The 23,067-nt window shown below is 68.3% G+C and carries 21 protein-coding genes; 13 read left to right on the top strand and 8 right to left on the bottom strand.

From position 1 onward, the window contains the following. Window positions 1-331 precede the first annotated feature (331 nt). From QP609_RS03365 to QP609_RS03375, 3 genes are all read left to right on the top strand, one after another. Window positions 332-2,047, top strand: coding sequence for a lysophospholipid acyltransferase family protein (locus QP609_RS03365; RefSeq protein WP_197621858.1), 1,716 nt, complete (start codon window positions 332-334; stop codon window positions 2,045-2,047). Then, on the top strand, window positions 2,044-2,844 hold the full coding sequence (locus tag QP609_RS03370; protein WP_005412268.1) for a UDP-2,3-diacylglucosamine diphosphatase: 801 nt from the start codon (window positions 2,044-2,046) through the stop codon (window positions 2,842-2,844). The genes QP609_RS03365 and QP609_RS03370 overlap by 4 nt, the downstream gene beginning before the upstream one ends. 119 nt (window positions 2,845-2,963) lie before the next feature. Continuing rightward, the gene (locus tag QP609_RS03375; RefSeq protein WP_046428852.1) at window positions 2,964-4,031 is read left to right on the top strand and encodes a metal-dependent hydrolase; all 1,068 of its coding nucleotides are present in this window, start codon (window positions 2,964-2,966) and stop codon (window positions 4,029-4,031) included. Window positions 4,032-4,088: 57 nt separating this feature from the next. On the opposite strand, the gene QP609_RS03380 is transcribed toward QP609_RS03375, so the two are convergent. From QP609_RS03380 to QP609_RS03400, 5 genes are all read right to left on the bottom strand, one after another. After that, window positions 4,089-4,916, bottom strand: coding sequence for a class I SAM-dependent methyltransferase (locus QP609_RS03380; protein ID WP_197621377.1), 828 nt, complete (start codon window positions 4,914-4,916; stop codon window positions 4,089-4,091). Window positions 4,917-4,980: 64 nt separating this feature from the next. Beyond that, entirely contained in the window at window positions 4,981-5,976 is a 996-nt protein-coding gene (gene dusB, locus QP609_RS03385; protein WP_197621376.1) for a tRNA dihydrouridine synthase DusB, read from the bottom strand. A gap of 147 nt (window positions 5,977-6,123) precedes the next feature. Continuing rightward, the gene (locus QP609_RS03390; protein ID WP_197621375.1) at window positions 6,124-6,555 is read right to left on the bottom strand and encodes a hypothetical protein; all 432 of its coding nucleotides are present in this window, start codon (window positions 6,553-6,555) and stop codon (window positions 6,124-6,126) included. A gap of 149 nt (window positions 6,556-6,704) precedes the next feature. Next, window positions 6,705-7,670 (bottom strand): ribokinase, encoded by a 966-nt coding sequence (locus tag QP609_RS03395; protein WP_014645967.1) that lies wholly within the window; start codon window positions 7,668-7,670, stop codon window positions 6,705-6,707. A 25-nt stretch (window positions 7,671-7,695) separates the two neighbouring features. Beyond that, the gene (locus tag QP609_RS03400; protein WP_014645968.1) at window positions 7,696-8,994 is read right to left on the bottom strand and encodes a nucleoside transporter C-terminal domain-containing protein; all 1,299 of its coding nucleotides are present in this window, start codon (window positions 8,992-8,994) and stop codon (window positions 7,696-7,698) included. A 193-nt stretch (window positions 8,995-9,187) separates the two neighbouring features. On the opposite strand from QP609_RS03400, the gene QP609_RS03405 reads away from it, so the two are divergent. The 5 genes from QP609_RS03405 (at window position 9,188) to QP609_RS03425 (ending at window position 14,506) form a co-directional block, all read left to right on the top strand. Beyond that, the gene (locus QP609_RS03405; RefSeq protein WP_014645969.1) at window positions 9,188-10,159 is read left to right on the top strand and encodes an aldo/keto reductase; all 972 of its coding nucleotides are present in this window, start codon (window positions 9,188-9,190) and stop codon (window positions 10,157-10,159) included. A gap of 193 nt (window positions 10,160-10,352) precedes the next feature. Beyond that, window positions 10,353-10,547, top strand: coding sequence for a hemin uptake protein HemP (locus QP609_RS03410; RefSeq protein WP_005412278.1), 195 nt, complete (start codon window positions 10,353-10,355; stop codon window positions 10,545-10,547). Window positions 10,548-10,736: 189 nt separating this feature from the next. Next, window positions 10,737-12,893, top strand: coding sequence for a TonB-dependent hemoglobin/transferrin/lactoferrin family receptor (locus QP609_RS03415; protein ID WP_197621378.1), 2,157 nt, complete (start codon window positions 10,737-10,739; stop codon window positions 12,891-12,893). Window positions 12,894-12,897: 4 nt separating this feature from the next. Continuing rightward, window positions 12,898-13,497 (top strand): hemin transporter, encoded by a 600-nt coding sequence (locus QP609_RS03420; RefSeq protein WP_032956720.1) that lies wholly within the window; start codon window positions 12,898-12,900, stop codon window positions 13,495-13,497. Between the two features lie 73 nt (window positions 13,498-13,570). Further along, window positions 13,571-14,506 (top strand): DUF6607 family protein, encoded by a 936-nt coding sequence (locus QP609_RS03425; protein WP_197621374.1) that lies wholly within the window; start codon window positions 13,571-13,573, stop codon window positions 14,504-14,506. A gap of 102 nt (window positions 14,507-14,608) precedes the next feature. Here QP609_RS03425 and QP609_RS03430 read toward each other — a convergent pair whose 3' ends face one another. After that, window positions 14,609-17,119, bottom strand: coding sequence for an FtsX-like permease family protein (locus QP609_RS03430; RefSeq protein ID WP_197621373.1), 2,511 nt, complete (start codon window positions 17,117-17,119; stop codon window positions 14,609-14,611). Continuing rightward, the gene (locus QP609_RS03435) at window positions 17,116-17,763 is read right to left on the bottom strand and encodes an ATP-binding cassette domain-containing protein (RefSeq protein WP_075076551.1); all 648 of its coding nucleotides are present in this window, start codon (window positions 17,761-17,763) and stop codon (window positions 17,116-17,118) included. Before QP609_RS03435 ends, QP609_RS03430 begins: the two co-directional genes overlap by 4 nt. 75 nt (window positions 17,764-17,838) lie before the next feature. On the opposite strand from QP609_RS03435, the gene QP609_RS03440 reads away from it, so the two are divergent. The 3 genes from QP609_RS03440 (at window position 17,839) to QP609_RS03450 (ending at window position 20,706) form a co-directional block, all read left to right on the top strand. Then, a complete protein-coding gene (locus QP609_RS03440) occupies window positions 17,839-18,480 on the top strand; it encodes an arylesterase (RefSeq protein ID WP_032956728.1) in 642 nt (213 codons plus the stop codon). A gap of 87 nt (window positions 18,481-18,567) precedes the next feature. Further along, window positions 18,568-19,281, top strand: a complete 714-nt coding sequence (locus tag QP609_RS03445) for a response regulator transcription factor (RefSeq protein ID WP_002811889.1) — start codon at window positions 18,568-18,570, stop codon at window positions 19,279-19,281. 153 nt (window positions 19,282-19,434) lie between these two features. Further along, on the top strand, window positions 19,435-20,706 hold the full coding sequence (locus QP609_RS03450) for a HAMP domain-containing sensor histidine kinase (RefSeq protein ID WP_197621372.1): 1,272 nt from the start codon (window positions 19,435-19,437) through the stop codon (window positions 20,704-20,706). Window positions 20,707-20,841: 135 nt separating this feature from the next. Here the strand turns inward: QP609_RS03450 and QP609_RS03455 are convergent, their stop codons facing one another. Next, window positions 20,842-21,543, bottom strand: coding sequence for an SGNH/GDSL hydrolase family protein (locus QP609_RS03455; RefSeq protein WP_014645976.1), 702 nt, complete (start codon window positions 21,541-21,543; stop codon window positions 20,842-20,844). Window positions 21,544-21,756: 213 nt separating this feature from the next. Between QP609_RS03455 and QP609_RS03460 the strand changes: the two genes are divergently transcribed. Together QP609_RS03460 and QP609_RS03465 are read left to right on the top strand one after the other, a co-directional pair. Beyond that, window positions 21,757-22,152, top strand: coding sequence for a diacylglycerol kinase (locus tag QP609_RS03460; protein ID WP_014036025.1), 396 nt, complete (start codon window positions 21,757-21,759; stop codon window positions 22,150-22,152). A gap of 33 nt (window positions 22,153-22,185) precedes the next feature. Then, window positions 22,186-22,935: a TerC family protein gene (locus tag QP609_RS03465; RefSeq protein ID WP_005408127.1), complete on the top strand. Its 750-nt coding sequence runs from the start codon at window positions 22,186-22,188 to the stop codon at window positions 22,933-22,935. The last annotated feature ends 132 nt before the right edge of the window (window positions 22,936-23,067 follow it).

The following is a 23,067-nucleotide window of genomic DNA, read 5'->3' on the forward strand; positions in this document are numbered from 1 at the left end:
CGTAATATCCCTTGATTCGGATGGAAAGATGGGCGCGCATGATACACGGGGTGCGCCGCCTGTGCATTGTGAACCTGTGCCGGTTGCCGGTGGTTAAGCCCGCGTAGGCCTGGAGGGGCCGTCCCTTGGGGATTGGGGCCCAGCCTTGAGGCCCAGTGTTCCACCAGCGTGACAACAGACGGGACGGCTGCCGGCCCCGACCGCGCAGGCAGCGACCTCGCCGCGAAGGCGGGCCGGCCGTCATCGTTCTGCCCCGAAACCGCCATCTGGCTGCCGCCTGCCGGGCGCAGGCTGTCGGCCAATCCGGCCGCCGGGCATCAGTGGATCCGCCATGCAGGAACTCGAACAGCGTCTCCAGCAACGTTTCCCCGATTGGTTCCATGGCCGTCGCGGCCAACTGGCGCGGCCGCTGCTGCGCAGCGTCGGGCGCTGGTCGCGCCTGGACCAGATCGAAGCCTTCCTGCAGCGCAGCTCAGGACTGCGCGGCTTCGGTTTCGTCGCCGCCGGCCTGGAATTCATCGGCGGCCAGTACCAGGTGGATCCGGCCGCGCTGGCTAGGATCCCGGCCACCGGCCGCCTGCTGATCGTCGCCAACCACCCCTCCGGGGCACTGGATGCCCTCGCACTGCTGGACGCGGTTGGCCGTATCCGCCGCGACGTGCGGATCGTGGCCAACGATCTGCTGGGGGCGATCGCGCCGCTGCAGGACCTGCTGCTGCCGGTGCGCATCCTCGGTGGCAAGGCCCGGCGCGGCAGCCTGCATGCGGTGGAGGAAGCATTGGCCGCCGAGCAGTGCGTGATCGTGTTCCCGGCCGGCGAGGTCTCGCGCCTGTCGCTGCGCGGCATCCGCGATGGCCGTTGGCAGCGCGGGTTCGTCCGCTTTGCCCGCGCGGCCGCTGCGCCGGTGCTGCCGGTGCGGGTGGAAGCGCGCAACTCGGCGCTGTTCTACGGCGCCTCGACCCTGTTCAAGCCGGCCGGCACCGCGCTGCTGGCGCGCGAAATGTTCGCCCGTCGTGGCCGCCCGCTGCGGCTGAGCATCGGCGAGCCGATGCAGCTGGGCAAGGGCGGTGACCCGGGCGCACAGCTGCTGGCGGTGCGCCGCGCGCTGTACGCGCTGGGCCGCAACGGCGCGGCCGGCAATGCCGCTGCGTGCGCAGGCCCCGAGCCATTGGCGTCTCCGGTGCCGCCTTCGCAGGTCGCCGCCGGCATTGCCGCGGCCACCCAGCTGGGCCAGACCGCCGATGGCAAGCAGATCCTGTTGGCGACCTGTACCGCCGATTCACCGCTGCTGCTGGAACTGGGCCGCCTGCGCGAGCTGACCTTCCGCCAGGTGGGCGAGGGCACCGGGCGCAGCCGCGACCTGGACGACTACGATCCACAGTACGAGCACATCGTGATCTGGGACCCGGCGGCGCAGCGCATTGCCGGTGCCTACCGCATCATGCGCGGCGCCCAGGCCCTGGCCCGGCACGGCCTGTCCGGGCTCTACAGCGCGTCGCTGTTCCGCTATTCCGACGATGCCATCACCCACATTGCCGAGGGCCTGGAGCTGGGCCGCAGCTTCGTGGTGCCCGATTACTGGGGCAGCCGCAGCCTGGACTACCTGTGGCAGGGCATCGGCGCCTACCTGCAGTGCCGGCCGGGCATCCGCTACCTGTTCGGCGCGGTCTCGATCAGCGCAGCGCTGCCGCGCGATGCGCGCGAGCAGCTGGTGGCCTACTACCAGCGCTACTACGGCGGAACCGCCGGGCTGGCCGAATCGAACCGCCCCTTCCAGTACTTCGCCGCACCGCCAAGTTTCGGCGAGCTGGATGCGGGTGCCGCGTTCGATGTGCTCAGGGCCAACCTGGCCGCACTGGGTACCGGCGTGCCGACGCTGTACCGCCAGTACACCGATCTGTGCGAACCCGGCGGCGCGCGCTTCCTCGCCTTCGGTGTGGACCCGGACTTCAGCGATTCGATCGACGGCCTGATCGAAGTGGACCTGTGCGCGATCCGGCCGAACAAGCGCAAACGCTATCTGCGCGACGCGGGTGCGCTGGCATGAGCACGCTGGCGAACCTGTCGCCGCACCGGCGCGCAGTGTTCGTCTCCGACGTGCACCTGGGCTCACGTCATTGCCACGCCACCGAACTGGCGCGGTTCCTCTCGCAGCTGCGCTGCGAGCGGTTGTACCTGGTCGGCGACATCATCGACCTGTGGTGGATGGCGCATCGCCGCGCCAACTGGCGGCAGTCGCACAGCGAAGTCATCCAGGCCCTGCACGCGCTGCGCCGTGCAGGGACCGAGATCATCTACATTCCCGGCAACCACGATGCCTCGCTGCGCCAGGTGTGCGGGCTGATGTTGCCGGCCATGCAGGTGCGCCGCCGTGCCATCCACGTGACCGCCGATGGCCGCCGGCTGCTGGTCGCGCATGGCGACGACTACGACGGCGTGACCCATTTCGGTGGCCTGCAGGAAAAGTTCGGCGACTGGCTGTACTACCGCATCCTGACCGGCAACCAGGCGCTGAACGCGGTACGGCGCCGGCTTGGCATGCGCTACTGGTCGCTGTCGGAGTTCCTGAAGAAGCGCAGCGGGGCCGCCGAACGCTACATCGAGCGCTTCGTGCAGGCCGGGCTGGACGACGTGCGCCGGCGCGGCCTGGATGGCATCGTCTGCGGCCACATCCACCGCGCGGCGCTGGTCGAACGCGATGGCCTGGTCTACGCCAACGACGGCGACTGGGTGGAGAGCCTGACCGCACTGGCCGAGGACCATGATGGTGCGCTGCGCCTGCTCGACCACAACGGCCAGACCCTGGTGGAACTGCCAGGCGCGCGGTTGTCGCAGGCGGCGTAACCCGCGTCTGTCCTACTGCAGAGCCGAGCCCATGCTCGGCTGACGTGGCGCCGAACGAAGCGCAGCCGAGCATGGGCTCGGCTCTACATGCACCGCCCGCAAGCCGCTAGCATCGGCCCATGGACTCCCTGACCCAGATCGTGCTCGGTGGCGCCGTCGCCGCTGCCATCGCCCCGCCCGGACATCGCCGCGCGGCCCTGCTCGCTGGTGCCGCGCTTGGCACCCTGCCGGACCTCGACGCGCTGTGGCTCGGTTTCACCGCAGCCGATCCGGTGGCGAACATGATCGAGCACCGCAGTTTCAGTCATTCGCTGCTGGTACTGCCATGGGTGGCGGCATTGATCTGGTGGCTGTTCAAGCGCTTCGGCAATGGCCGCGTCGCGCAGTCACCGCTGCGCTGGTTCTGGGCGATCCAGCTGGCGCTGGTCACCCATCCGGTGCTGGATGCGTTCACCGTGTATGGCACCCAGTTGTGGTGGCCGCTGCGCCCGCATCCGACCATGGGATCCAGTGTCTTCATCATCGACCCGGGGTATACGGTGTGGCTTCTGCTGGGCTGCGTGCTGGCCTGGTTCGGCCGCGCCCGGCCCTGGGCGGGCAAGGTGCTGGGCGTGGCCCTGCTGCTCAGCAGTGGCTACCTGGGCTGGGGCCTGATCGCCAAGTCACAGGTCGACCGTGCCGCACAGCAGAGCCTGGCCGCGATGGGCCTGGGCGATGCGCCGCGCTTCTCGGTACCGATGCCGTTCAACACCCTGCTGTGGCGGGTGGTGGCGATGACGCCCAATGGCTACGTGGTGGGTGACCGCTCGCTGGTGGCCGACCACCGGCCGATGCGGTTCGAAGGCCATGCGTCCAACGTACAGGCCTTGCGCGAAGCGCAGGCCATCCCGGCGGTGCAGCAGCTGACGTGGTTCAACCGCGGTTTCATGCGTGCGCAGGTGGTTGACGGCCGGTTGGTGCTGAGTGACCTGCGCATGGGGCTGGAGCCGGACTACACCTTCAACTTCGTCGTGGCCGGGCAGGCCGACGGGCAGTGGCGGGCGATCGTTCCCGAGCAGGTGCGGGTGGACTACAGCAGTCCCGCCGCGCGTGCCGACGCCGGTCGCCGCCTGGCGGCGATGTGGCAGCGGATCTGGCAGGAGCCGGCGGCGGCGCCGGGCGCGGCCGACCACACCGCCGTGCATTGATCACTGGATCCACGCATGGCGTGGCTCTACGGCCCCGATCGGCAGCAGAACACCGGATCAATACACCGTGGCGCGGCCCTGGACGAACGAGTAGAAGAACACCGCGTTCGGGTCGTTCTGCACCAGGCGGAACTCGCGGCGCATGCCTTCCACGGTTTCCTCGTCCACCGAGCCGGCCTGCAGCAGCTGGTCGGCGGCCGACAGCAGGAGCTGTTCCCAGAACGCGATCATCGTCTTGCGACGCGCCGGTTCGCGGTTGTCCAGGTGGATGGTCTTGATCTCGGTGTGCACGTCGCGGAAGCCGCCGGCCAGCAGCAGGTTGCCCAGCTTTGCACCGACGAACGGGTCACCGCCATGGTCGTACTGGAAGTCGTTGAAGGCCATCCAGTAGCGCCAGATGTGCGGCGAGTACGGGTCGAGCAGGAACGAGGCATTCATCACTTCGGTGATGTAGACCGGCGAACCCGGTGCCAGCACGCGGCGCACTTCGTTCAGCACACGCGCCGGTGAAGGCACGTGTTCCAGCACCCAGCACAGGAACGCCGAGTCGAAGCTGCGTGCCTCGAACGGCAGCTCGCCGGCGTCGGCCTGCTGCAGGGTGTATCGGTCGCTGCACCACGGCGTGCGCGCCAGGTTCTCGCGCGCGGTGGCCAGCTGCGTTTCGCTCAGGTCCACGCCGGTCACGTGCAGCTCGGGGAAGCGGCGCAGCAGGATCTCGGTCTGCGCACCGACGCCACTGCCGACTTCCAGCAGGCGCCGCGCGCCGCTGTAGTCGATCTGGCCGAAGATGCTCGATTCCAGCAGCCGGGCCTGGGTCATCAGGCGCTGCTGTTCGGTGCCGGAAAATCCGTGCAGGTAGGTCGGAGAGGAGATCGGCGGGGTCATGGAGGCGGGCTCTCGGAGTTCAATTCGGTCGAGCAGGCTCGACGTTGCGACGCGGCGGGGGCGGTCAGGCGGCCGAAGACAGCGCCGGTTCCCCGGCGATCAGGCGGTCGAAGTACTCGGTGGTCAGCGCGATCTGGCCCTGCGGGTCTTCGGCACGGTTGACCACCGCGCGGAACGCGGCGTTCTCCGGACGATCCTTGGCGTACCAGCCCAGGTGCTTGCGCGCGATGCGCACGCCCTGCGGTTCACCATAGAAGGCATGCAGCGCGTGCAGGTGGCCGAGCAGGATGTCGCGCACTTCCGCCAGCGATGGCGGCGGCAGTTCCTCGCCGGTGTCCAGGTAGTGCGCCACTTCGCGGAAGATCCACGGCCGGCCCTGCGCGGAGCGGCCGATCATCACTGCATCCACCCCGGTCTGCTGCAGCACGTGGGCGGCCTTCTGCGGTGAATCGATGTCACCGTTGGCGATCACCGGGATGCGCAGCGCAGCCTTGATCTCGCCGATGGTGGCGTACTCGGCCTGGCCGGTGTAATGCTGGTCGCGGGTGCGGCCATGCACGGCCAGCGCGGCGATGCCGCTGGCCTCGGCGATGCGGGCGATCACCGGGCCATTGCGATGGTCGCAGTCCCAACCGGTGCGGATCTTCAGCGTGACCGGCACGTCCACTGCGTTGACCACGGCTTCGAGGATGCGCGCCACCAGCTGCTCGTCGCGCATCAGCGCCGAGCCCGCCCAGGCGTTGCACACCTTCTTGGCCGGGCAGCCCATGTTGATGTCGATGATCTGCGCGCCGTGGTCGACGTTGTAGCGCGCGGCCTCGGCCAGCTGCTGCGGCTCGGTGCCGGCGATCTGCACGCTGATCGGGGCTGGCTCGCCGTCATGGTCCATGCGGTGGATCGACTTTCGCGTGTTCCAGAAGCGCGGGTCGCTGATGGTCATTTCCGAGGCGGCCAGTCCCGCACCCAGCCGTTTGCACAGCAGGCGGAAGGGCTTGTCGGTGACGCCGGCCATGGGTGCCAGCACGACGTTGGGGGCAATGGTGTACGGGCCGATCTGCATGCGCCCATTGTAGGGTGCGGGCGGCGGTGCGGCCGTGCCGCGCGCGGTCCGGTTCAGGCCGATCGGCACCGACCTCATGCCGTACCGGCATCAGCAGATGCTTGACGGTTGCTTCCGCCGCCCCCACGGGCGGGCGATGGTGGGCGGCTACCCCAGGCTCTGCCAGGCCTGGCGGGTACCCAGAGCGAAGACCAGCCCCAGGCCCAGGCAGACCAGCGAGCTGACCGCCCAGAAGCGCGTGCCGTTGTACCCCGGCCGGAACAGCGCCAGGCCGAAGCCCATCGCGGCACGCAGCAACAGCAGCGCGGCGATGCCGGGCAGGACCAGGCGGCTGGCCGGCAGCGGCGAATGCCAGCCCGCGGCGGCCAGTGCGTACAGGGTCCAGGCCACCAGCACGGCAGTGATGACCGCGGTCATCAGCGGTGGCCACCAGTGCCCCGCATGCGCCAGCCGGACCACGCGCTGGCCGGCACCGAAGTACCTGTACCACGCGGCGCCGAAGGCGATGCAGCCGATATGCAGCAGCGCCGCCACGGCACTGCCGGCGGCCGCGACCAGCAGCCAGGGGAATCCGTCCATGTCCTGCCCGTGCGAGGAAGCTGCGCGGATGGTGGGCGAGGGGCAGGATGTGGGCAATGCGACAGGCGGTCGCAGGGGCTGGGCAATGGGCAAAAGAATGGCCCGGGTGTCTGCACACCCGGGCCTTGTCATCCACGCGTGGCGTTGAATTACCTGGCTTCAGCGTCGGCCGGGGTGAAGCGCGGCATCGCCGCAGCGGCGCCTTCCTTCTCGGTCGAACGGCCGGCGAACTGGTTGGCGAAGCGCACGTGGCGGGCGAACGGGGCGTCGGCCACCTGCGCCAGCGACGCGGCCAGCGCACCGTTGAAGGCGTCACCGGCACCGGTGGTGTCGATCGCCTGCACCTGTTCGGCACCCACGCGGTAGTACGGCTGGGTATCGCCGCGCAGGTTCTCGTCGGCATGCGACACGAACACGCCCACCGAACCCAGGGTCACCACCACGGTGCCGTTGCCGACCAGCTTGCGGCACAGCGCGTGCAGGCTGGCGCCATCCAGCGCGGCGACGTCGTTGGCATCCACGCGCTCACCGACATGGCGGCCGAGCAGGGCAGCGAACTCGGTTTCGTTCGGGGTGATCACATCGGCCAGCTTGAGCAGGCCGATGGTCGAGGGCGCATCGGCCGGTGCGGTATTGAGCACGGTGGTGACACCGGCCTCGCGGGCCGTGGCCAGCGCCGCTTCGATGGTCTGCACCGGCGATTCCAGCTGCACCAGCACCACCTTGGCGCGGGTCAGCAGGGCCTGCTGCTGTTGCAGGAAATCGGTGCCCAGCGCGGCGTTGGCACCCGGGCCGATCACGATGGTGTTGCGGCCACGCGCGTCCACGTAGATGCCCGCGGTGCCGGTCGGTTCGCTGCTGGCCTCGGCGATCAGCGCGAAGCCATCCTGCGCAGCCAGTTCACGCGCGGTGGCGCCACCGGCGTCATCGCCCAACGCGCACACGAAGTGCGTGTCGGCACCGGCGCGGCAGGCCGCCACCGCCTGGTTGAAGCCCTTGCCCCCGGGGCCGGTGCTGTAGCGGCCGGCAATGGTCGCACCCGGTGCCGGCAGCGACTCACACCGCCACACGTGATCGACATTGAAGGAACCGACGACAACGACACTGCTGCTCATAGGGAATCTTTTCTCAACCAAGGGTTCAACTGAAGTGCGTCAGCACGCCGGCGATGGTCGCCGTCATGAAGGTGGCAATGGTACCGCCCAACACCGCGCGCAGGCCGAACTTGGCCAGGTCGTGGCGACGTTCCGGGGCCAGGCCGCCGATGCCGCCGATCTGGATCGCGATCGAGCTGAAGTTGGCAAAGCCGCACAGCGCGTAGGTGGCGATCAGGCGACCTTCCTCGGACAGGCTCACGCCGGCCACCTGGCCGTTCACGATCTGCGACAGTTCGGTGTAGGCGACGAATTCGTTGATCACGACCTTCTGGCCGATCAGCGAACCGACGGTGGTGGCATCAGCCCACGGGGTACCGATCACCCAGGCGATCGGGGCCAGCACGTAACCGAAGATGGTCGACAGGTTGGTCGGCTTGCCGATGGCAGCGGCCAGGCCGGTCACCTCGCCGATCCAGGTCAACGGGGCGTTCAGCAGCGCGATCAGGGCGATGAAGGCCAGCAGCATCGCGCCGATGTTCAGCGCCAGCTTCAGGCCGTCACCGGCACCGGCAGCGGCCGCGTCGATGATGTTGCTGGAGGTCTTTTCGACTTCCATCTTCACCGTGCCGCGGGTCAGCGGGGTGCCGGTTTCCGGAATCAGCAGCTTGGCCACGACCAGGGTGGCCGGTGCGGCCATGATGCTCGCTGCCAGCAGGTGCTTGGCGTAGAAGGCCTGCTGCGCCGGGTCGCCACCGCCGAGCATGCCCACATAGGCCGCCAGCACGCCGCCGGCGATGTGGGCCATGCCGCCGATCATCATGGTCAGCAGCTCGGACTGGGTCATCCTGGCGATGTACGGGCGCACGGTCAGTGGCGCCTCGGTCTGGCCGATGAAGACGCTGGCGCAGACGCTGGTGGTTTCCGCGCCGGACACGCGCATCACCTTGGTGATCGACCACGCCATCACGCGCACGATCGCCTGCATGACGTTGAGGTGGTACATCACCCCCATCAGCGCCGAGAAGAAGATGATGGTCGGCAGCACCTGGAAGGCGAAGATGAAGCCGTAGTTCTTGGTGTCCATCAACGAGCCGAAGATGAAGCCCGAGCCTTCATTGACGAAGCTGAGAACCTTGACGAAGCCCTTGCCCAGCGCATCGAACACGTCGCGGCCGCCCGGCACCAGGATCACCAGCGCCGCGAACGCGATCTGCAGGGTGATACCGGTGGCAACCAGCTTCCAGTCAACCGCACGCTTGTTGTTGGAAAACAACCAGGTGATGCCGATCAGCACCGCCAACCCGAACAGGCCGAAGCCGATCCTGCCCAAACCTTCGACCATGTGAGTGACTCCCCTGGGGCGTCGCGAAAAACGGGAAGCCTAGTGCAGGGCAGGGGCCGGGGCAAGAAAAAGCAGCGTGCGCGCATCTATCGGTACCGATCAGGCCAGCAACGGCAAGGGCTTGCGGCCGGCGGCGGCAGGTAGAATGGGGCTCGATCCCGGCCCGGATGCGGGCCCGCAGCAGGAGATTCGCATGCAATACCGTCGCCTGGGCTCCACCGGCCTGCCGATTTCCGCCCTGTCCTTCGGCGCCTGGGTGACCTTCGGTGACCAGATCCCGCGCGACGAGGCCCGCAACCTGGTGGCCGCCGCCTGGGACCACGGCGTCAACTTCTTCGACAACGCCGAGGGCTATGCCAACGGCCGCGCCGAACAGGTGATGGGCGATGTGATCGCCGACCTGCGCCTGCCGCGCGACGGCATCTGCGTCTCCAGCAAGGTGTTCTTCGGCAGCGCCAAGGACCCACGGCCGACCCAGCGCGGCCTGTCGCGCAAGCATGTGACCGACGCCTGCCATGCGGCGCTCAAGCGCCTGCGGGTGGACTACCTGGACCTTTATTACTGCCATCGCCCGGATCCGGACGCGCCGGTCGCCGAGACCGTGCATGCCATGGATACCCTGGTGCGGCAAGGCAAGATCCTCTACTGGGGGACCTCGGAGTGGTCGGCAGTGCAGATCCAGCAGGCGCTGGACATCGCCGAGGCGCGCAACCTGCAGGGCCCGTCGATGGAGCAGCCGCAGTACAACCTGCTGCACCGCGAACGGGTCGAGGTCGAGTACGCGCCGCTGTATGCCGGTGCCGGCCTGGGCACCACCATCTTCTCGCCGCTGGCCTCGGGCCTGCTGAGTGGCAAGTACGACCAGGGCATTCCGGCCGATGCGCGGCTGGGCCGCGAGGGCATGGAATGGCTGCAGGCGCTGGTGCTGGGTGACGACGCCGAGGCCCGCCTGGCCCAGGTGCGCCGCTTCAGCGAGGTGGCGCGTGCGCTGGGGCAGGCGCCGGCCACGCTGGCCATCGCCTGGTGCCTGCGCAACCCGAACGTCTCCAGCGTGATCCTCGGTGCCAGCCGGGTCAGCCAGCTGCTGCAGAACCTGCAGGCGCTGGAGGTGCTGGAGCAGGTCGACGCCGCCGGCTGGGCCGACGTCGAAGCCGCCTTCGCCTGAACCCGGGGGCCGACCGGGCCTCGGGGGCCTCGGTAGAGTCGACTCTATACGGCTGGGTCGCCATTTGATTGACAGGATCTATCGAATTTGAGAATTCGATCATTAATCTCATCAATCAAATTGAGAATGGTTGTTGATTGTCAACTGAGAATCATTATCATTTGACTCGTCCCTCGCACGAGTCCAGATGCTCATGAATGCTCAACCTGTACTGCTGCGCCCCGAAACGCTGACCCTCCGCGATCGTCCGGTCCGTGTCGTTCCGCCGGAAGAGGTCATCGACAGCGAAGCCCTGCTCAAGGGCCGTCGTGAAATCCTGATCCAGCACGGCGACCGCTTCTATCGCCTGCGGCACACCAGCAACGACAAGCTGATCCTGACCAAGTAATCGCGGCCTGGTCGCCCGCCCCCCTCCCTCCTGCCGGCCGCGCCGGCAGGGTGGGCGACCCGTCCGCTCCCGCTCTCTCCCCCTCGGTCTACCGCGTGCACCCTCCGGGTGTGCCGGTAACCGGGGGTTCCCCTGCCTGACCGAACGAACCCGATGACCCGCCCTACCGCCCTTTGCCTTGCCGTCTGGATGGCCCTGCCGCTGTCCGCCCATGCTGCTGCCGCGGCCACCGCCGCGCCCGATGCGCGCGAATTCGACCGTGTGCAGGTCACCGCCACCCGCACCGAGCGGGCGGTGAGCGATGTGGCGGCCACCGTGGACGTCATCGACCGCGAGCAGATGGACCGGCACCTGGTGCAGGACATCAAGGATCTGCTGCGCTACGAGCCGGGCCTGTCGGTCAGCCGCAGCGCCGCGCGCTTCGGCCTTGGCAGCATCCGCATCCGTGGCCTGGACGGCAACCGCGTGCGCGTGCAGACCGACGGCATCGCCATGCCCACCAGCTTCAACATCGGCTCATTCTCCAACGCCAACCGCAACTTCACCGATCTGGATACGCTCAAGCGCGTGGAGATCGTGCGCGGCCCGGCCAGCTCGCTGTATGGGTCCGACGCGCTCGGGGGTGTGGTGGCCTTCGTCACCAAGGATCCGGCCGATTATCTGAAGGATGGCAAGGACAGCTACGTCGGCCTGAAGTTCGGCTACGACGGTGAGTGGAAGGGCCTGCTCGGCGGCGTGACCAGCGCGTTCGGCGGCGAACACTGGAGCGGCATGGTCAACATCAACCATCGCCAGGGCCAGGAAACCGGCAACAAGGGTGATGTACGCAGCCTCGACAATACCCGCACCGCGCCCAACCCGCAGGACCGCGATGGTCGCAGTGGCCTGGCCAAGCTGGTCTATGCGCCGAGCGAGGCCCAGCGCTTCCGGCTGACCGTGGAAGGCAACGAAGACAACACCGATACCAACGTGCTGTCCTCGATCGACCGCACCACCACCACCGGCATGAAGGCGCGCGATACGCAGAACCGCACCCGCGTGTCGTTCGCCCATGAAATGGATGCGCTGGACAAGGGCTTCGCCGACAGCCTGCATTGGCAGCTGTATACCCAGCACAGCGAAACCACCCAGATCACGGATGAGGGCCGCGCCAACCGCAGCCGCCGCCACCGCGCGTTCAACTTCGACCAGCGCGTCTACGGCCTGCAGGCGCAGTTCAACAAGGCGTTCAGCACCGGCAGCGTCGAACACGCGCTGACCTACGGTTTCGAGGGCGCGCATACCGAGATCCGCCAGAAGCGCGACGGTTACCAGGTGCTGGCCAATGGCCAGACCAGCACCACCATCCTGCCCGACGCCTTCCCGGTGCGCGATTTCCCGATCAGCAAGACCACCGAGCTGGGCCTGTACGCACAGGACGAAATGCGCATGGCCAACGGCAAGCTGTCGCTGGTGCCGGGCGTGCGCGTGGACCGCTACGAGCTGAAGCCGGAGGTGGACAGCATCTTCGCCGAAGACAATCCCGGCGTTGCGGTGGCCAGGCTGACCAAGACCAGCGTCTCGCCGAAGCTGGGCATGGTCTATCGCTTCACCGACGAATGGTCGCTGTTTGCCGGCTATTCGCATGGCTTCCGCTCGCCGCCGTACAACGACGTCAACCTGGGCTTCACCAACTTCGCCTTCGGTTACACCGCCATTCCCAATCCGGACCTGAAGCCGGAAACCAGTGACGGCCTGGAGCTGGGCCTGCGCTTCCTGTCGCCAGCGGCCTACGTCAGCCTCAGCGGCTACTACAACGAGTACAAGGACTTCATCGAGTCGCAATCGCTGGTCGGCACCAACGCCCAGGGCCTGATGGTGTTCCAGTCGCGCAACATCGCGGATGCGCGCATCTATGGTGCCGAAATGAAGGCCGGCGTCGACTTCGGCCAGATCAGCCCGGCGCTGCAGGGCTGGGCCCTGCGCAGCTCGGTGGCCTGGTCGCGCGGCGACAACAGGACCGAAGACACCCCGCTGGATTCGGTCGACCCGCTGCGTGGCACCGTCGGCCTGATGTACGACACCGACACCTGGGGCGTCGAACTGGCCGGTACCTTCGTCAAGCGCAAGGACCGCGTCACCGCCGCCACGGTGTACCGCCCGGCCGGCTACGGCGTGGCCGACCTGATGGCGCACTGGAACTTCGCCCCGGGCGCCACCTTCAACGTCGGCGTGTTCAACCTGGGCGACAAGCGTTACATCGACTGGTCCAACGTGGGTTCGACGCTGTCGCCGGGCAGCCGCGTGCTGGACCGCTATACCAGCCCGGGCCGCACCCTCTCCGCCAGCCTTGCCGTTTCCTGGTGACCTCATGAGCCGAGCCTTGTCCGCACGCAGGAACGACGCCATCGCCGCGCAGGGCAGCGCGGCCTGGCCGACGCCGGCACAGCTGGCCACGCTCGGCACCGTGTTGTGCCTGTACCGCGCCGACGGCAACGAGCTCGGTGGCTGGCGCCAGGCAGTACGCGTGCATGCCTGCCAGGGCGTGGACAGCGAGGGCGTGCGCGAAAGCCTGTGCTTCCTTGATGCCCGCGGCCGCTGCGTGTGGCGGCTGTACCTGTTGCCCGACAGCGATTTCCTGGCCTGGGACCGGCTGGTCGCGGCGCTGCCGCCGGGCCCGGAGCATGACAGCGAGGGCAGTGTCGGCGAACGCCTGTGGCGGCGCCTGGCCGGCCATCTCGGTGGCCAGCGCTGGCGACTGTGCGCGCTGCGCCTGCATGCCGCCGACGACGGCCGCACCCTGGCTGCCAGCCTGTCGACGTTGTCCTCGCTGGGCGCAGCCACCGCGCGTCGCATCGCGCGGCTGGAAGGTGCCGAAGGCGAGCTGGCGATCGACGATTGCTGCTGCGCCGATGCTGCACGTCGCTCGGCGCCGCGGGTTCCCGGCGACCTGCCGCTGATCCGGCTGTAACCCTTTCCCGATGGAACGCCTGTCGGCCACGGACGGCCTCTCACTGCATCTGCAACCCCGAAGGAAGACCCCGATGAAGTTCCAGACAGCCAGCGTCCTGCTGCTGCTCGCCACCAGCGGCGTGGCCAGCGCGCAGCCCTCCGGCATCGCCCGCGACCACGACAGCATCCTTGCCATGCAGGGCGAGTACACCGTCGATTTCGCATTCGACGAGACCGTGCTGCTGAAGCCCGGCTACGAGCGCGCCCCGGCGATGCGCAGCGGCGGCAACGAACTGGTGATCGTGGTCGAGGACACGCCGAAGCGCATCGTGCTGCAGCACCTGCTGCTGGACGAGAAGAGCGGCCACATCACCAAGCACTGGCGCCAGGACTGGGTCTACGAAGCACCGAACCGATTCGAGTTCAGCGCCGACCAGACCTGGCAGGTACGCCGCATTCCCGCAGCGGTGAACCAGGGCGCCTGGACCCAGTGCGTGTACGAAGTGAGCGACGCACCGCGCTACTGCGGCACCGGCAAATGGACCTACACCAACAACGTGCCGAGCTGGACCAGCGACCTCAGCTGGCGCCCGTTGCCGCGCCGTGAGTACACCAAGCGCAGCGACTACAACGCGCTGGCCGTCGTCAACCGCCACACGCTCACGCCCAATGGCTGGACCCACGAGCAGTTCAACACCAAGGTGCAGCGCAACGCGGACGGCAGCCAGGTGGAGATCGCACGCGAGTTCGGCTTCAACGACTACGTGAAGACCACTGAGGTCGACTTCACCCCGGCGCGTGACTACTGGAAGGCCACTGCCGGCTACTGGGCCAAGGTGCGCCAGCGTTGGGACGGCTTCCTCGGCCAGGCCCCGGGCGTGCACCTGAAGACCAAGATCGATGGCATGGCGATGATCATTCCGCTGTTCACCCAGGCCGAAGCGATCCAGTCCGGCAAAAAGGTGAAGGACAAGCAGATCGACGAGGTGTTCGCCAAGTACGTGGAAAAGGCGCCGAAGGAAGGCTGATCGCCGCGATGGAGAGAGGTGCCGGGGGTACCCGGCACCGCATTCACCGGCTGCCGGTGGGGGCCGGGCTTGCTCGGCACGCCATCCGGAGGCGCAACCGATTCAGGCCTCGCGCAGTGCCAATGCCGGCGGCGTATGCAGGATCGCCCGCGTACCCCACCAGCCCGCCAGCAGACTCAAGCCGATGCCGACCACGCCGCCGATCAGCAGGCCCGGCCACGGCGGCAGCAAGGGCAGCTCGAACACCTTCTGCGACACCGCCACGCCGATCGCTGCGGCCGCGCCCACCGCCAGCAACGCCGCCAGCGTGCCCAGCGCGCCGAACTCCACCAGCACCGCGCCGCGCAGCTGGCGCCGGGTCGCGCCCAGCGTGCGCAGCACCGCGCTGTCGTAGCGGCGCTCGCCGGCGGTGGCCTGCAGCGCCGCCAGCAGCACCAGCACGCCGGCCAGCAGGCTGAACACCATCACCAGCTGCACTGCCTGCGCCACGCGCTCCATCACATCGCGCACCTGCGAGATCACCGCGTCCACGTCCAGCAGCGACAGGTTCGGCTGCGCGCGCACCAGCTCGCCCAGCCCGGCCGCGTTGCCGGACGGCAGATGGAAGGCCGACAGCAGGTTGTGCGGGGTATCGCCCACCGCATTGGGGTTCAACAGCACGAAGAAATTCGGGCGGAATGTGTTCCAGTCCGCCTTGCGGATGCTGGTGACGGTGAACTCGCGCTGCTGCTCGCCTACCGAAATCGTAATGCGATCACCCAGGTGCGCGCCGTAGCGCCGCGCCCAGCCGGTTTCCACCGAGGCTTCCGCCGCGGTGCTGCCGGCCTGCCAGAAGCGGCCCTCCAGCAGCGCATTGGCGGGTGGGAAGCTGCTGCGCCAGCTGAAGTTCAGCGGCCGGTTCTCGTCGTCGTCCTCGCGCGGGCCGTTGTTCGCGCCGTTCCCCTCGGCGGCGGCCTGGTCCACGCGCAGCGGCGGCTTGCCGTTGATCGCGATCAGGCGGCCGGTCGCCATCGGCTCGATACTGGCGTCGCCGGCGCCCAGTCCACGCAATGCGGCCAGCACACCGTCGCGTTGTTCGGGCTGGATGTTGATCAGGAAGTAGTTCGGCGTATCCGCAGGCAGGCGCTCGCGCCACTGCTGCAGCAGGCCGGGTCCGGTCACCGCCAGCAGCAACAACGCGCACAGCGACAGCGACAGCCCCACCAGCTGCATCACCGCCAGCAGCCGGCGCCGGGTCAGCGCGGCCAGGCCCAACCGCCAGTTGCCATGCAGGCGGTGCTGCAGGCCGCGCAGCAGCTGCAGCAGCACGAAGCCGACCGCACCGGCCGCCAGCGCCAACGCGGCCAGGCCGCCCAGCACCCACAGCGCCAGTTTCAGATCGCCGGTGACCTGCACCGCCAGCAGCAGGCTGGCCGCCAGCGCCGCCACATAGGCCAGCAGCGACGCCGGCGGCAGGGCGGCGAAGGAACGGTTGAGCACCCGCATCGGCGGCACCCCGCGCAGGCGCAGCAGCGGTGGCAGGCCGAAGCCGAACAGCAGCAGCAGGCCGATGCCGGCACCGGTCAGCGCCGGCATCGCTTCCGGCAGCGGCAGGCGCTGCGGCACCAGGCTGCCCAGCACCTGCACCAGGCCTTCCTGCGCGGCCATGCCCATGCCGATGCCGAGCGCACAGGCTGGCACCGCCAGCATCAGCAGCTGCAGCGCCAGGCCCAGCAGGATGTCGCGCTGGCGTGCGCCCAGGCAGCGCAGGATCGCCACCTGGTCGATGCGACGCAGGGCGAAGCGGTTGGCCGCCAGCGCGGTGGCCACACCGGCCAGCAGTACCGCCAGCAGCGCGCTCAGGCCGAGGAAGCGCCCAGCCAGATCGAATGCCTGGCGCACGCCACGCTGGGTGTCGTCCACGCTCAGCAGGCGCAGGCCTTTCACCTGCGGCAGCAGCCACTGGCGCAGCGCCGCGATCGGCTCCGCTGCGCCGGCGAACATCAGCCGGTAGTTGATACGGCTGCCCGGGCCGAGCAGGCCGGTGCCTTCCACATCAGCGCGGTTGACCAGCAGGGTGGGCGAGAGTGTCAGCAGGTCGCCACCGCTGTCCGGCTCGGCCTCGATGATGCCGGCGATGCGCAGCGTGCCGGCGCCGAACTCGAGGTCATCGCCGGCCTTCAGCCCCAACCCCTGCAGCAGGCGTGGGTCGGCATAGGCCTGGCCCTTGGGCGGCATGCCGGCATCGGCGATCAAAGCACCGCCGGGCGTGGCCCGGACGCGCAGCGTGCCGCGCAGCGGATAACCCGCCTGTACCGCCTTGATGCTGGCCATCTGGCTGGCATCGCCGTTGAACAGCACGCTGCCGAAGCTGGCGATGCGGGTATGCGCCAGGCCGCGCTGTTGCGCCTCGTCGGCGAATGCCTGCGGCGGATCATCGCGCCCGGCGATGCCGAGGTCGCCGCCGAGCATTTCCGCCGCGCTGCCGGTCAGCGCCAGGTTGACCCGGTTCACCAGCGTGCCCACCGCAGTCATCACCGCCACGCCCAGCACCAGCGCGGCGAACACGGTCAGCAGGTCGCCGGCCAGCGCCTCGCGGCGCAGCGCGCGCCACGCGTGGCGCAGCACGTTCATGCCTGTGCCCCACGCTCGACCGGCAGCAGGCGGCCGTCATCGATGCGGTGGATGTACTGGCAACGCTGGGCCAGGCGCAGGTCGTGGGTGACCAGGACCAGGGTGGTGCCGCTGCCGGCGTTGAGTTCGAACAGCAGGTCGCTGATGTGCTGGCCGGTGGCGTGGTCCAGCGAGCCGGTCGGTTCGTCGGCGAACAGGATGCGCGGGCGGGTGACGAAGGCACGTGCCAGCGCCACGCGCTGCTGCTCGCCGCCGGACAGCTGGCGCGGGTAGTGGCGGGCGCGATGGGCCAGGCCGACCTGCGCCAGCACCTCGTCCACCCGCGCGCGGTCCTCGCGTCCGGCCAGTTCCAACGGCAGCGCGACATTCTCGGCGGCAGTCAGCGCCGGCAGCAGGTGGAAGCTCTGGAACACGAAGCCGACCGCGCGCGCGCGCAGCTGGGCCCGTGCTTCTTCATCCAGGTCGCCCAGGTTCTGGCCCGCCAGCGCGACGTGGCCGCGGCTGGGCAGGTCCAGTCCGGCCAGCAGGCCGAGCAGGGTGGTCTTGCCGGACCCCGAAGCGCCGACGATGGCCACACTGGTGCCTTCATGGACGGTCAGGGTGATGTTGTCCAGTATGTGGACTTCACCCTCCGGGCCCTGCACGGACTTACCGACCTGGTCGACGGCGATGGCGACGGGCGTGCTGCGGGGGGACAGGCTGTCGATGAGGAGACTCCAATGCGCAAGACGGGATGGAGCCGGCGAGCCGGCGCGATGATGGTGCTGCTGCTGGGATTGCTGCTGCCCGGGCTGGCCGGAGCCAAAGACCCGGCAGGTACGGTGCTGGTGCTCGGCGACAGCCTCAGTGCTGCCCACAATATCCCTGCCGACGCCGGCTGGGTCAGCCTGTTGCAGCAGCGGGTCAGGCAACAGTCGAAAACACCGGCGCGCATCGTCAATGCCAGCATGAGCGGGGAAACCACGGCCGGCGCGCTGACCCGCCTGCCGGGCCTGTTGGCGAAGGAAAAGCCGACGGTGGTGGTGATCGCGCTGGGCGGCAACGACGCGCTGCGCGGGCTGACCCCGGCACAGGTGCAGGGCAACCTGGAAAAGATGGTACAGGCCAGCCAGAAGGCCGGCGCCAGGGTGCTGCTGCTGGGCATCGACGTGCCGCCCAACTATGGGCCCGCTTACCGCCAGCGCCTGGCGGCGGCCTACAAGGCGCTGGCCACGCAGTACAAGGTGCCGCTGCTGCCGTTCCTGCTGGAGGGCGTGGCCCTGCAGCCGGGCATGATGCAGGCCGATGGCCTGCACCCCACGGCGCAGGCGCAATCGAGGGTGCTGGACAACGTCTGGCCACTCCTGCGGCCCCTGCTCTGAACGATTTACAACCCTCTTGACGGAACTTCACATCGCGTCCACCGTCGATCCGGCATGTTTCACAAAGCTGAAGTTAGAGGGAATCACATGCGTCAGACGAAGGAGACCTCCGGCTTGGTGCTGGTGGTCGAAGACAACCGCAACATCTCCGAGATGATCGGGGAATACCTGGAAGGTCGCGGCTTCGAAGTCGACTATGCACAGGACGGCCTGGATGGCTACCGCCTTGCGGCGGAGAACAGCTATGACGTCGTGGTGCTCGACCTCATGTTGCCGCGCCTGGATGGCATCGAAGTATGCCGTCGCCTGCGCAACGATGCGCGCAAGTCCACCCCGGTGCTGATGCTCACGGCACGCGACACGCTGGACGACAAGCTCACCGGCCTCGGTTTCGGCGCCGATGACTACCTGACCAAGCCGTTCGCGATCCAGGAGCTGGAAGCCCGCCTGCGCGCGCTGATCCGCCGCGAACGCCGCCAGGTGGGTTCGGAAGTGCTGAAGGTCGCCGACCTGGTGCTCGATCCGGTCAGCATGCGGGCCACCCGTGCCGGTACCGAACTGCAGCTGTCGCCGATCGGCCTGCGCCTGCTGACCATCCTGATGCGCGAATCGCCGCGCGTGGTCACCCGCCAGGAGATCGAACGCGAGATCTGGGGCAATGGCCTGCCGGATTCGGACACCCTGCGCAGCCATCTGTACAACCTGCGCAAGATCATCGACAAGCCGTTCGACCGTCCGCTGCTGCACACCGTGCAGAGCGCCGGTTACCGCATTGCCGATATCGCCCAGCCGATGGCCTGATCGGGGCCAGGCCGGTGCAGCATCAGGCCCGGCCGGGCAACGACCCCGCACCGGGCACGGATGACCGGCCGGCACTGCCGCCGGTCATCCTCCGTGCACGACTACGGCGCAGCGCGCTGCCTATAATCGCAGCGCTCTGACCGGGACCCCGCAATGCCGCACGGCCTGCCGCGCAAGATCCGTATCGCCTTCATCCTGCAGGCAGTCCTGGCCAGCCTGGGCATCCTGCTCGGTGCCTGGCTGGTTTCGCTGGTGATCAAGCACAGCCTGGTCGGCGCCGCCCTGCGCGAGGAAGCGGCCTATTACTGGACGCTGCACGAGGCCTCGCCGGTGCAGCCACCGCCCAACACCCAGAACGTCCGCGGCTACCTGCTGGAAAGCGGGCAGTCGGCGCTGTCGTTGCCGGCCAACCTGCGCAATCTGGAACCCGGTTTCCACGAGCTGCCCAAGGATGACCAGCTGGTACTGGTCGATGTGCGTCCGGCCGGCCGCCTGTACCTGGTGTTCCTGCGTTCGCGTGCGGAGATGCTGGCGTTCTGGTTCGGCATCGTGCCGGTGCTGCTGACCCTGTTGGCGGTGTATGGCGCCAGCTGGGTCACCTACCGGGCCTCCAAGCGCCTGGTGTCGCCGGTGAACTGGCTGGCACGGCGCGTCTCGCGCTGGGACCCGGGACACCCGGAGGCGGCCGACCTGGAACCGAACAAGCTGCCCGCGGACATGCAGGGCGAGACCCGGCAGCTGGCGGCCGCGCTGCATTCGCTGGCCAACCGGGTCAGCGCGCATGTGGCGCGCGAGCGCAATTTCACCCGCGACGCGAGCCACGAGCTGCGCACGCCGTTGACCGTCATCCGCGTGGCCAGCGACATGGCCCTGGGCGATGAAACCCTGCAGCCGCGCCTGCGCCGCAGCCTGCAGCGCATCCAGCGCGCCGGCCGTGACATGGAAGCGGTGATCGACGCGTTCCTGATCCTGGCCCGCGAGGCCGACGTCGAACCCCAGATCGAGCTGTTCGACGTCAACGACATCGTCCGCTACGAGGTGGACAACGCCAACGAACTGCTGGGTACGCGTCTGGTGTCAGTGCACCTGCACAGCGAAGGCCCGGTGCAGCTGCACGCGCCGCCGCGGGTGCTGCAGGTGGTGGTCAGCAACCTGGTGCGCAACGCCTGCAGCTACACCGACGAAGGGCGTATCGACGTGCACGTGCTCAATGACCGGGTGGTGGTGCGCGACACCGGCATCGGCATGTCCGCCGAGGCGCTGTCGCGCGCGTTTGAACCCTTCTACCGCGCCGAGCCGAGCCGCCCGCAGGGCACCGGCCTGGGCCTGTCGATCGTGCGCCGGCTGTGCGACCGCTTCGGCTGGAAGGTCAGCCTGGCCAGCCAGCCGGGCAAGGGCACCGAAGCCACGGTGGTCTTCCGGTAACGCGGCGACCTGCCGGGGTCGGATCCCGTTGCGGCGCAACCGGCTCTGACCCCATCCCGCTGAAATGTCGGTAGATCCACGCCATGCGTGGATGGGGTGCGGTAGCGCCGGGCCATGCCCGACGTCCACAGTGCCTCAGTTGCAGTTGACCTTCGGCGCCAGCGCCTTGGTCCAGATCGCATAGCCGGCCGGGGTCATGTGCAGCATGTCCTCGCGGAACAGCGTCGCGTCCGGCTGTCCATCGGCGCCGAGCATCGGCGTGTAGATGTCGGTGAAGCCGGTGTTGGGCAGCCTGGCCAGCGCAGCCTTGATCAGCGCGTTGGCTTCGTTGATCGCCGGCAGCAGGTGCGCACGCGACGGGCTCGGCTTGATCGACAGGTACTCGACCCTGGTCTTCGGCAGGTCGCGGTGCACGCGCTGCACGAAGGCGACCACGTCATCTCGCACCTGCATGGCGCTGCGGCCGCTGTTGAGGTCGTTGTCACCGGCGTAGAAGAACACCTTGCACGGCGCATACGGCACCACGATCTGGCCGGCATACCAGGTGCTGTCGCGCACTTCCGAACCGCCGAAGCCGCGGTTGAACACCGGCTGGCCGGGGAAGTCGGTGGCCAGGCTCTCCCAGAAGCGGATCGAGGAGCTGCCGATGAACTCGATGCCACCACGCGGCGGCGGGTTGGCCTGGTCGGCGCTGGCGAAGCGGGCCATGTCGCCGGCCCAGGCCACATTGGAGACCTGTTCGGGCACCTGCGGCGGCCTGGCCGGGCTCAGGGCCTGGGCAAGCGGTGCGGCAGTCAGCAGGCCCAGCATCAGCAGGCAGGTACGGCGACGGGACATCAGGCGCTCCAGCAGGCAAGGGGAGCTCCATCATAGAAGCACGGCCCAGCCCGGTGCTTGCCCCTGGCAGGCCGTTCAGCGGGCCGGTGCGGGGTGCGGTTGGCGGCCTTGTGGCAAAATGGCGGCCATCTGCCTATTCCTGTGCACCCATGATTTCCTGCCGTGCGTCTGAGCGGTCGCTGCGCCGCGCCCCTGTTGCTGGATGTTCCACCCGTGGCTGATCAGTTCGGCCACATGCCCCGCGGCCCGCGCCGCATCTTCCAGGCCGCCCGCTGGTCCTGGCAGGGCCTGCGCGCCGCCTGGCTGCATGAGTCCTCGTTCCGGCTGGAGGTATACCTGCTGGTGATGCTGACTCCGGTCGCGATCTGGCTGGGCCAGACCCCGGTCGAACGCGCGCTGCTGATCGGCTCGATGCTGCTGGTGCTGGCGATGGAGCTTGCCAACTCGGCCATCGAAGCGGTAATCGAACGCTACGGCAGCGAGATCCACGAGCTGGCTGGCCGCGCCAAGGACATGGGCTCGGCAGCGGTGTTCGTGCTGATGATGAACGTGCTGCTGTGCTGGGCGCTGGTCGTGGTTCCGCACGCGCTGGCCGGCAGCTACGGCTGAAACCCCATTCCCCCACTGCCTTGAAGAGTTTCCATGTCCTTTGAGTTCCTCGCCGACCCCAATGCCTGGGTGACCCTGTTCACGCTCAGCGCGCTGGAAATCGTGCTCGGCATCGACAACCTGGTGTTCATTTCCATCGCGGTCAGCAAGCTGCCGGAAGAGCGTCGTCCGTTCGCACGCAAGCTGGGCATCGCGGTGGCCTGCATCACCCGCATCGGCCTGCTGGTCTCGCTGGCCTACCTGGCGCACATGGCGGCCAACCTGTTCACCGTGGCCGGCATGGGCATTTCCATCCGCGACCTGGTACTGATCGTTGGTGGCCTGTTCCTGATCATCAAGGGCTGCATGGAGATCAAGGAACTGATCAGCGGTGGCGAGGACGAAGACCCCAGCACCACCAAGGCCTCGGCCGTGTTCGGCTACGTGATCGCCCAGATCGCGGTGATCGACATCGTGTTCTCGCTTGACTCGGTGATCACCGCCGTCGGCATCGCCGACCACATCCCGGTGATGGTGGCGGCCATCCTGCTGTCGGTGCTGGTGATGCTGCTGGCCGCCAACCCGCTGGGCCGCTTCATCGACGCCAACCCGACCGTGAAGATGCTGGCCCTGGCCTTCATCCTGATGATCGGTGCGGTGCTGATCCTGGACGGCCTGGACGTGCACGTGCCCAAGCCCTACATCTATGCCGCGATGGGCTTCTCGGTGCTGGTGGAGTGGCTGAACCTGCTGATGCGCCGCCGCGCCCGCGAACACAACGTGCCGGGCGCCGGCAACTGGTAAGCGCGTCATTGGCACGTGTGTCACCCAGAACCCCCGGCCTGGCCGGGGGTTCTGCGTTGTGGGGCGCGGCTCTACAACGAACGGCGCTGCGGTTTTTGCACTTGCGGCGGCGTTCCGGCCTCCACTTGTGAA

The sequence above is a fragment of the Stenotrophomonas sp. 8(2023) genome (assembly GCF_030345295.1).
Lineage (GTDB): Bacteria > Pseudomonadota > Gammaproteobacteria > Xanthomonadales > Xanthomonadaceae > Stenotrophomonas > Stenotrophomonas muris.

Excerpts from the sequence above, each read along its gene's own strand:
- QP609_RS03380 (WP_197621377.1), bottom strand. The coding sequence starts at position 4,916 with ATGACCCCGCCGATCTCCTCTCCGACCTACCTGCACGGATTTTCCGGC.
- QP609_RS03430 (WP_197621373.1), bottom strand. The coding sequence starts at position 17,119 with ATGAACGTGCTGCGCCACGCGTGGCGCGCGCTGCGCCGCGAGGCGCTG.
- QP609_RS03375 (WP_046428852.1), top strand. The coding sequence starts at position 2,964 with ATGGACTCCCTGACCCAGATCGTGCTCGGTGGCGCCGTCGCCGCTGCC.
- QP609_RS03400 (WP_014645968.1), bottom strand. The coding sequence starts at position 8,994 with ATGGTCGAAGGTTTGGGCAGGATCGGCTTCGGCCTGTTCGGGTTGGCG.
- QP609_RS03465 (WP_005408127.1), top strand. The coding sequence starts at position 22,186 with ATGTCCTTTGAGTTCCTCGCCGACCCCAATGCCTGGGTGACCCTGTTC.
- QP609_RS03410 (WP_005412278.1), top strand. The coding sequence starts at position 10,353 with ATGAATGCTCAACCTGTACTGCTGCGCCCCGAAACGCTGACCCTCCGC.
- QP609_RS03405 (WP_014645969.1), top strand. The coding sequence starts at position 9,188 with ATGCAATACCGTCGCCTGGGCTCCACCGGCCTGCCGATTTCCGCCCTG.
- QP609_RS03390 (WP_197621375.1), bottom strand. The coding sequence starts at position 6,555 with ATGGACGGATTCCCCTGGCTGCTGGTCGCGGCCGCCGGCAGTGCCGTG.
- QP609_RS03420 (WP_032956720.1), top strand. The coding sequence starts at position 12,898 with ATGAGCCGAGCCTTGTCCGCACGCAGGAACGACGCCATCGCCGCGCAG.
- QP609_RS03370 (WP_005412268.1), top strand. The coding sequence starts at position 2,044 with ATGAGCACGCTGGCGAACCTGTCGCCGCACCGGCGCGCAGTGTTCGTC.
- QP609_RS03455 (WP_014645976.1), bottom strand. The coding sequence starts at position 21,543 with ATGTCCCGTCGCCGTACCTGCCTGCTGATGCTGGGCCTGCTGACTGCC.
- QP609_RS03415 (WP_197621378.1), top strand. The coding sequence starts at position 10,737 with ATGGCCCTGCCGCTGTCCGCCCATGCTGCTGCCGCGGCCACCGCCGCG.
- QP609_RS03440 (WP_032956728.1), top strand. The coding sequence starts at position 17,839 with ATGCGCAAGACGGGATGGAGCCGGCGAGCCGGCGCGATGATGGTGCTG.
- QP609_RS03425 (WP_197621374.1), top strand. The coding sequence starts at position 13,571 with ATGAAGTTCCAGACAGCCAGCGTCCTGCTGCTGCTCGCCACCAGCGGC.
- dusB (WP_197621376.1), bottom strand. The coding sequence starts at position 5,976 with ATGCAGATCGGCCCGTACACCATTGCCCCCAACGTCGTGCTGGCACCC.
- QP609_RS03450 (WP_197621372.1), top strand. The coding sequence starts at position 19,435 with ATGCCGCACGGCCTGCCGCGCAAGATCCGTATCGCCTTCATCCTGCAG.
- QP609_RS03365 (WP_197621858.1), top strand. The coding sequence starts at position 332 with ATGCAGGAACTCGAACAGCGTCTCCAGCAACGTTTCCCCGATTGGTTC.
- QP609_RS03445 (WP_002811889.1), top strand. The coding sequence starts at position 18,568 with ATGCGTCAGACGAAGGAGACCTCCGGCTTGGTGCTGGTGGTCGAAGAC.
- QP609_RS03395 (WP_014645967.1), bottom strand. The coding sequence starts at position 7,670 with ATGAGCAGCAGTGTCGTTGTCGTCGGTTCCTTCAATGTCGATCACGTG.